This is a genomic window from Kitasatospora sp. MBT63, assembly GCF_000710465.2.
Classification (GTDB): domain Bacteria; phylum Actinomycetota; class Actinomycetes; order Streptomycetales; family Streptomycetaceae; genus Kitasatospora.
The window spans coordinates 1-6928 of the sequence record NZ_JAIZ01000014.1 but is presented as its reverse complement, the minus strand read 5'-3'; the positions used below and the strand labels follow the sequence as shown (position 1 = coordinate 6928).

Here is a 6928-nt window from a genome sequence, read left to right as displayed (position 1 = left end):
GCGTCCTGGCCGTCAACGTCTGCCGCACCCGCGACGGCGCACCCAGCACGCGCAAGGTCAACAACCTGATTCTCCAGAGCTTCCTCGCCGATGCCGGGCTGCGCACCGTCTGCGCCGACAAGCACCTCTTCGTCGTCCACCCCGACCTCGAACTCCCGGCACCGACCGCCGCCAGCGCCGCCCCTCGCGCAGCCCGCCCGACTCCGGCGGTGATGGTCAGCCCGCCTCGACGGCGGCAGGCCAGCTGGTTCCCCCTCATCAGGCACCGACGCGCCTGATCTCCCCTGACGCAGCGCGACTGGCGTCGGGTCGGCGCGGGTGGAACACGATGGTGAGCGTCCTCTTCCGGGGTGAGGTGGTGGGGACCGCACACTCGACTCGACGCTGGAAAGAACCCCGAACTCGACCGCGGGGTGACCGCGGAAGCACGACGCCAGAGCGTGTGCAGGCCACAATCGAACGCTATCGCTACATGCGTAGAATTTATGGCCATGGAGACTCCGTTCCGCGTCACGGCAGCCACACTGGACGTGCTGGAAGTACTTCTCGGCGCGCGCGAGGAACTGCATGGCTTCGCTGTCGTCCGGGCCTCGGGTCGGCCCACCGGCACCGTCTACCCGATCCTGGGACGCCTGGAGGAAGCCGGTTGGCTGGAGAGCCGTTGGGAGTTGGAGCACCCCGAGGTCGGCAGGCCGCGTCGGCGTTTCTACGCTCTCTCGGCCGCCGGCATGGACGCTGCGGCGGCCGTCGTTCTGAAGCAGAGAGGGAAGCTGCCGAAGCCTGAGCCTGAGGGCAGTCAGTGAGTCCGTCTGCCCCCGTCCTGCTTCCGGCTGCCCTCTCGCCGCCGCTGCGCCCTGCCCGCCGCCGCTCGCCTGGCACGCGCCGTCCTGGCCCACCCGCCCCAGCGGTGCAGGCCGCGGGTCGGCTGCGCCGGCGGTGGTCGGCCTTGCGGTCGGTCACCGTCCTTTCGCACAGTAGTCCGGCTGGCCGGAAGGTGGTGAAGGGTGGATCAGGCCGAACGATGGCATGGCCGCGACGCTAGACGAGCAGGTCAAAAGCAGTTTCGGTCACCCTCCTCACGGTCTACGATTCGAATCAGAGCGGTCCCACCACACATCCAGCGGATCGCGAGCAGCTGCGGCCGGTTCCTCCAGACGGGCCGCCTCCGGCCGGGACGCCAGGCACCCCCCGCCTCTGGCGTCCCGGCCGAACGAGCGGCCCACCTCTGCCCCGCCTGTAGGCCTACCTCCAGGGCGCTCGAGCCAGGACCAGGCCGCGGACCTCACGCGCACCGTGGTGCCTCAGCAGTCGGGAGACCGTCGCCATCTGGGCACCGGTCGTGAAGACATCGTCGACCAGCAGCACGCTGGCGCCGTTCACAGCCGATCCGACCTCGATCGCCGCGGCGTGCTGCTCAGCTGCGGTCCATTTGGTCTGCCAGGCGGCGCCGGATGCTGCGGATGCGGTCGTCGTGCCGGTCTTGGTCAGCACGGGCTTGTCGGGATCTGCGATCGGCCACCGTCCGGTGCGGTTCGCGTCGCTGGCGGCCCGCATGATCGCCTCGACGTGTTGCGGTCGGCGGTCCGGTGAGGTCGGGTTGCCGACGATGAGGTCGATGTCGGCGACCTCCGCTGCATGGGTGTCCAGCCAGCCGACGATCAGCCGGCCGAAGATCAGTGCCCAGCCCATCTTGGACTCGTACTTCAGGCGGGGCAGGGTCTGCTTCATCGCCCCGTCGTACATCGCGACCGCGTCGACCCTGGTGAAGTGCCTTTCCTCCAGGGGCCACCCGCAGATGCGGTTCCCGCACAGACCACCCGCAGTCGGAAGGGTCTGGCTGCAGACCAGGCAGTGTGCAGGGGCGACCGGCGGCAGGGTGGCTCCGGCGCACGCCGCGCAGATCGCCGGCGCTCCGGTCAGCTTGTATGCGCAGCTCTTGCAGTCCGGGAAGCCGGCAGGCTCGGGGAGTGGACCGGGCCCGGTCACAGGCCGGCCAAGGCGAGCTGCAGGCGCTGCTGCCCGGCCTGTTGCGCCTGCGTGGCGCTGCCAAGTCTGTCCAGGACGTCTTCGAGTTCGAAGACCTCGATCGCGCGGTGGCCGGCGAGCATGTCCGCGGCCCACGCCTCGGAGGTGGCGAGCGAGTGCAGGAGGAACACCTGCTTGCCGTGCTCGGCCGCGACACGGGCTTGGAGTTTGGCGCCCGAAGTGCTGGATGCCTCGATGACGACGCTTCCCAGCGTCGATCCGGACGTGACGACGTTGCGCCGTGGGAAGGTCCACCGCGCCGGGGTCGAGGTGGGCCAGAACTGCGAGAACAATGCGCCGCCGGCGTCGACGATGGAGCGCGCGAGGCTGGTGTTCTCCGCCGGGTAGATCTTCGAGGCGATCCCCGTGCCCATCACCGCGACGGTTCGTCCACCGGACGTCAGGGCTTCCTGGTGGGCTGCGGTGTCGATGCCCTTGGCCAGGCCCGAGTAGATGACAACGTCCGCGTCGACCAGTCCTCGCGTCATCCGGGCGGCTCGGCGCCGACCGTCCTCGGTGCAGTTGCGCGTCCCTACGACGGCAACCGAGCGCCCGTCCCGGACGGACAGCTCGCCGAGGTGGAAAAGGAACGGCGGCAGGTTCGGGATCAGGCGCAGGTTCGCCGGGTACGCCTCGTCGAGGACAGTGACGAGGCGGGCTCCCACGCGTTCGGCTGCTTCCAGCTCGGCGGCGACACGCTCTCGTGCCGCGTCGAGGTGGGGCAGCGCCGAGCGCAGCACGGGCAGGCTCTTGCGAGATGCCGAGGACTGCTCGGGCAGGTCGCCCCCGAGTACCGTCTCGATGCCGGCTGCTGTCTGGCAGGTCCTGGCGAGCAGGCTCCAGTCGACAGAGGTGTCCCCGACCTTGAGGGCGCACAGTGCCAGCAGATCGTGGTGCAGCTCGGGCAGCTCACTGGGGAGCCTGCCCTGTCCGGTTGTGGGCGACATGATCATTCCTTCTACTCGCGGCCCGATCTGTTCGAAGGGTTCAGCGCACTGCCTTGGGCCTGGGGCCATCATGGCGCACTCCTGTGACCGTGCCGTACCGAACCTGGCAGTCGAGGGGGCGGGATCCTCCGGAGGCACACTCGGAGGGCCTAGGATCCGGCCATGACCGACGCTTCCCGTGATGCTCCTGTTCGGGACGGTCAGAGTCGGGGCGTGCTGAAGGTCCCCGAGATGGCCTCGCTCTACCTGGAGCCACTGGGGCCGATGGGGCTGCCGGTCTCGGGAGGCGCGACCGGGTTCGTCGTGCGGGACGGCCAGGAGCTGTTCCTGGTCACGAACCGGCACGTGGTGACCGCCCGGAACTCCAAGACCGGTGACCGGCTGGGAGGGCTCTCGCCGTCGGCGGTGCGTGTCTACCTCCGTTCGCAGCTCGCGGGCCGGTGGGTCGGCGTCGTGGTGGAGCTCGGTGACGAGGACGGCCGGCCGCTGTGGTGGGAGCACCCGGAGCACGGATGGCAGGTCGACGTCGTCGCGATCCCGTTCCCGGCGCAGGGAGTGCCTCAGGAACTGGTGGACTGGTCGGCCGCCTACACCGTGGCTGGCCCGGCGCTGCCCCGGCTAGGCATCGCAAGCCAGGTGCATGTAATCGGCTATCCCGTCGGGTTCGACCCGAACCGGACCAGTGCGTGGCTCGGGGTCTGGACACGCGGGACGCTCGCCTGGCCACCGTCACTCGACTGGGAGAGCCTGCCCACGATGCTCATCGACTGCCGTGCGCGCCAAGGGCAGTCCGGGTCACCCGTGGTCTTCTACGCAGACGAGCTGACCCGCTTCCTCGCCTCCGACGGCAGGGAGCTGGTGGGACCGGCGTGGGATCTCGTCGGCGTCTACAGCGGACGGACCCACCGGGACAGCGACGTCGGCATGGTCTGGAAGCGCTCGGCGGTCGCGGACATCATCGCTGCCCGCCAGCGGCCGGACGGGCCCTACGTGAATCCCCTCGACTCTGCCGCAGACCGGACCGCAGCCCTGTTCCCGGCCGAGTCCGAGGCTGAGCAGCACGGGGGCGCTGCACTAGGCTCCGGCTCATGACCGGCCCTTCCTCCAGCCCGCCCGACGACGGCATGGCCCGGGGTGTGCCGCGCAAGCTGCAGGTCCCGGCGCTCGCGTCACTGGACCTGGAGTTCCTCGACCACGAGGGCAAGCCGATGGGAGGCAGGGGCGCGACCGGGTTCGTCGTGCGCGATCGCGAACGGCACCCGTACCTGGTCACCAGCCGCCGCGCCGTGGTCGGCGGCGGCGAGGATGCCCCCGCGACGGTGTTGCGTGTCCTCATGCACGCCCACGGCCGGCCGTTCGGCGTCTGGATCCCGGTGACCTTCAGGCTGGGCGATGAACATGGGCGGCCCCTCTGGTACGAGCACCCTGTGCACGGAGCCGAGGTGGATGTCATCGCGCTTCCCATCCCCCAGAACGTGGAGGAGAGGAGAAGGTCGACCTCATCTCCTACCCGGTGGCCAAGTCCCCATTTTCCCGCGTCGACATCGCGAGCGAGCTCTTCGTGATCGGCTTCCCGGTGGGGTTCGACTCGCTGCGGGCGGAGGCCGCCATCGGTGTGTGGTGCCGTGGGACGGTCGCCTGGCCGCCCTCGCTGGACTGGGAGGGGCTGCCGCGGATGCTCCTGGACTTCCGTGCGCGGGAGGGTCAGATCGGCTCTCCCGTGGTGGCTTACATGGACGACGTTCGGGCCTTCACCACGTCCGACGGCAGACCGGCCGAGGGACCGTGGTGGGACCTCGTCGGCATGTACGGCGGCGGCACGACGTCGGGCGACGTCAACGTGGGTGTGGTGTGGAAGCGCTCGGTGATCGACGACATCGTGCTTCTTCCTGACGGGCCCTGTGTCCCGCATCTCGACGAAGCTGTCGACTGGTTGAGCTTGGCCGAGCCACCGCAGTCCTGAGGGTCTACCTGGCTGGTGTCGCCCTGCTATCCGTATTCCCTGGTCCCCCGCGGTGGCCCCTGCAGCGCCCGGGTGCTCTGCCGACAGCGGATCGGCCGCAGGAGGCGTGGCACCGGGATCTGCGCCAGCCCGCACGCACAACTGCCCATGATCGGAACGTGCCTAATTCAGGTATCTGGGGGTTCGTCGGGCAAGTTCGACACGTACGGGATGTCGGCGGTTGGCGCGCCCCTTGACCCGCCATGCCGCCAGCATGCACCCGCTCGGGCCCGACCCATGCAAATGTATCGCTCGATACATATCGCGGGTGTAGCATGTATCGTGCGATACATCGACGGCCGGTTGTTCGGTCCTGCGAGAGGGTTCGTCATGGTGGAACTGCCCCTGCACGCGAGCAAGGACATGCGGGAGGAGGCCCTGGCGGAGTACGGCCCCGGCCTGTACTTCCTCAACAATGGCTACCGGGAGATCCGCACCCGCGCTGGCCACAACTCCTGGTCCGTGGACCACGGTGTCCGGGTCTGGCTGATGGACGGCGTCGCAGGCATCGCGTGCGCGGAGGAAGCGGTTGGTCGGGCCGAGGCGGACGCCGAGGTGCAACGTCTGGTTGCACAGATGACCCCGTGGGCGCCGGCGGTCGCGGCCCTCGCCCGGGCCGACCGCCTCGCCGCGAGTCACGACAGGATCGTGCAGCTCAGGGACGAGATCACCAGGGACACCCCGAACGAGCGGATCGACTGGCTTCTCGACCGCCACCCCGGCCTGCTGACCGCCGACGAGCGCAAGCTCTGGTGGTCGCACCGCCAGAAGATCTACAACGGGCTCAGCGTCAAGGCCACGGCCGTCCACGGCGAGAGCCTCGACGCCCGCACCGAGGCCATGGCCGCCGTGCCTCCCCGTGGTGCCCTGCCGCCCACCCCGAACAGCTGGGCGGTACCCGGCTCCGGCCCTATCACCCAGCTCTGGACCCGGCCGCTGATGGAGCTCTGCGCGCAGGCGTGGGCCGCCGCGCGTGACGAGGTGGAGGACTCCCGGGGCCCCATGGTCCGTTGGGCGGTCGACGGGGGCATGAGCAAGTCGCAGCTTCACCAGCTGACCGGCATGTCCCGCGCCACGATCGACCGGTACCTGGACCAGTCGAAGTAGCCGTTGCCATGCTGCGGTGCCCCTCTTGCTTCCAATCGCCTACGTGCCTAATTCGTTGATAGCGGATCGGTGGAGCCAGGGGGCTGATGTCGGTCCGTTCGAATGCCGAGGTCGTGACGCCTCGCGCCACCCGGGCCGGTGAGGCCTTCGGATAGATCGGCGCGCGGCCCCGGTGTTCGTGGTGGTGGCGGTCGCGTGGGCGCCGGACGAACGCCTATTACGTGCCCGGCCGTCGAGGCCTCTTGTCAGAGCGGCGGCGTCCGGCGGCCTCCCGACCGCCACCACCGTCAACACCACTCGCTTGATCACTCGTTGGTGTTGGTGGTGCGAGCCCGTCGCACGGTGACCTCTCGAAACTCCCGAGCTGCCCGAGCTCCCGCAACAGACCGAGGCCCGCGCGGCGCGCTGGTGCCACGAACGGCTAGTGAGGTGGCGGACCGGCCGGGTGGTCGAGTCCTGGAATTAGGTCGCTGCGTGGCCCGCATGCGCTCGCAACCAGCGCAAACACCGCGCCCATGGGGAGGGAACCTTGATCTACTACGGCATCGACTGGGCCGAGCGAACACACGACGTCGCCCTGGTCGACGACACCGGCCAGCTGCTGGCCAAGAGGCACATCACCGACGACGCAGCCGGCTACAAGCTGCTGCTGGACCTGCTCGCCGAGTACGGCGACACCGAGGACACCCCGATCCCTGTCGCGATCGAAACCTCCCGCGGCCTGCTGGTCGCGATCCTGCGGACCGGCCGGCGCAAGGTCTTCGCGATCAACCCGATGGCCGCCGCCCGCTACCGCGACCGCCACGCCGTCTCCCGCAAGAAGTCCGACCCCGGCGACGCCCTGGTC

9 protein-coding genes are annotated in these 6928 nt (G+C 69.5%); 6 read left to right on the top strand and 3 right to left on the bottom strand.

The genetic code is table 11. The features are described 5' to 3' along the window. The coding region (locus AA75_RS48905; RefSeq protein ID WP_033817748.1) for a hypothetical protein at window positions 1-278 on the top strand (278 nt) is incomplete at its 5' end. 213 nt (window positions 279-491) lie between these two features. Further along, on the top strand, window positions 492-803 hold the full coding sequence (locus AA75_RS01080) for a PadR family transcriptional regulator (RefSeq protein WP_033817750.1): 312 nt from the start codon (window positions 492-494) through the stop codon (window positions 801-803). A 439-nt stretch (window positions 804-1242) separates the two neighbouring features. Here the strand turns inward: AA75_RS01080 and AA75_RS01075 are convergent, their stop codons facing one another. After that, complete coding sequence (locus AA75_RS01075; RefSeq protein WP_233288865.1) at window positions 1243-1728, bottom strand: ComF family protein; 486 nt, start codon at window positions 1726-1728, stop codon at window positions 1243-1245. 254 nt (window positions 1729-1982) lie between these two features. Next, window positions 1983-2978, bottom strand: a complete 996-nt coding sequence (locus tag AA75_RS01070; protein WP_233288864.1) for a DNA-processing protein DprA — start codon at window positions 2976-2978, stop codon at window positions 1983-1985. 207 nt (window positions 2979-3185) lie between these two features. On the opposite strand from AA75_RS01070, the gene AA75_RS01065 reads away from it, so the two are divergent. Further along, window positions 3186-4064 (top strand): trypsin-like peptidase domain-containing protein, encoded by an 879-nt coding sequence (locus AA75_RS01065; RefSeq protein ID WP_033817746.1) that lies wholly within the window; start codon window positions 3186-3188, stop codon window positions 4062-4064. A 77-nt stretch (window positions 4065-4141) separates the two neighbouring features. On the opposite strand, the gene AA75_RS48900 is transcribed toward AA75_RS01065, so the two are convergent. Continuing rightward, window positions 4142-4372, bottom strand: a complete 231-nt coding sequence (locus tag AA75_RS48900) for a hypothetical protein (protein ID WP_033817745.1) — start codon at window positions 4370-4372, stop codon at window positions 4142-4144. A 113-nt stretch (window positions 4373-4485) separates the two neighbouring features. On the opposite strand from AA75_RS48900, the gene AA75_RS01055 reads away from it, so the two are divergent. The 3 genes from AA75_RS01055 to AA75_RS01045 form a co-directional block, all read left to right on the top strand. Beyond that, window positions 4486-4935: a hypothetical protein gene (locus AA75_RS01055; RefSeq protein WP_033817744.1), complete on the top strand. Its 450-nt coding sequence runs from the start codon at window positions 4486-4488 to the stop codon at window positions 4933-4935. 369 nt (window positions 4936-5304) lie between these two features. Then, entirely contained in the window at window positions 5305-6081 is a 777-nt protein-coding gene (locus AA75_RS01050) for a hypothetical protein (protein WP_033817743.1), read from the top strand. A gap of 529 nt (window positions 6082-6610) precedes the next feature. Continuing rightward, window positions 6611-6928 (top strand): transposase (locus AA75_RS01045; RefSeq protein ID WP_033817742.1); only part of this gene is annotated, 318 nt, incomplete at its 3' end.

Excerpts from the sequence above, each read along its gene's own strand:
- AA75_RS01080 (WP_033817750.1), top strand. The coding sequence starts at position 492 with ATGGAGACTCCGTTCCGCGTCACGGCAGCCACACTGGACGTGCTGGAA.
- AA75_RS01075 (WP_233288865.1), bottom strand. The coding sequence starts at position 1,728 with ATGAAGCAGACCCTGCCCCGCCTGAAGTACGAGTCCAAGATGGGCTGG.
- AA75_RS48900 (WP_033817745.1), bottom strand. The coding sequence starts at position 4,372 with ATGTTCATCGCCCAGCCTGAAGGTCACCGGGATCCAGACGCCGAACGG.
- AA75_RS01050 (WP_033817743.1), top strand. The coding sequence starts at position 5,305 with ATGGTGGAACTGCCCCTGCACGCGAGCAAGGACATGCGGGAGGAGGCC.
- AA75_RS01070 (WP_233288864.1), bottom strand. The coding sequence starts at position 2,978 with ATGATCATGTCGCCCACAACCGGACAGGGCAGGCTCCCCAGTGAGCTG.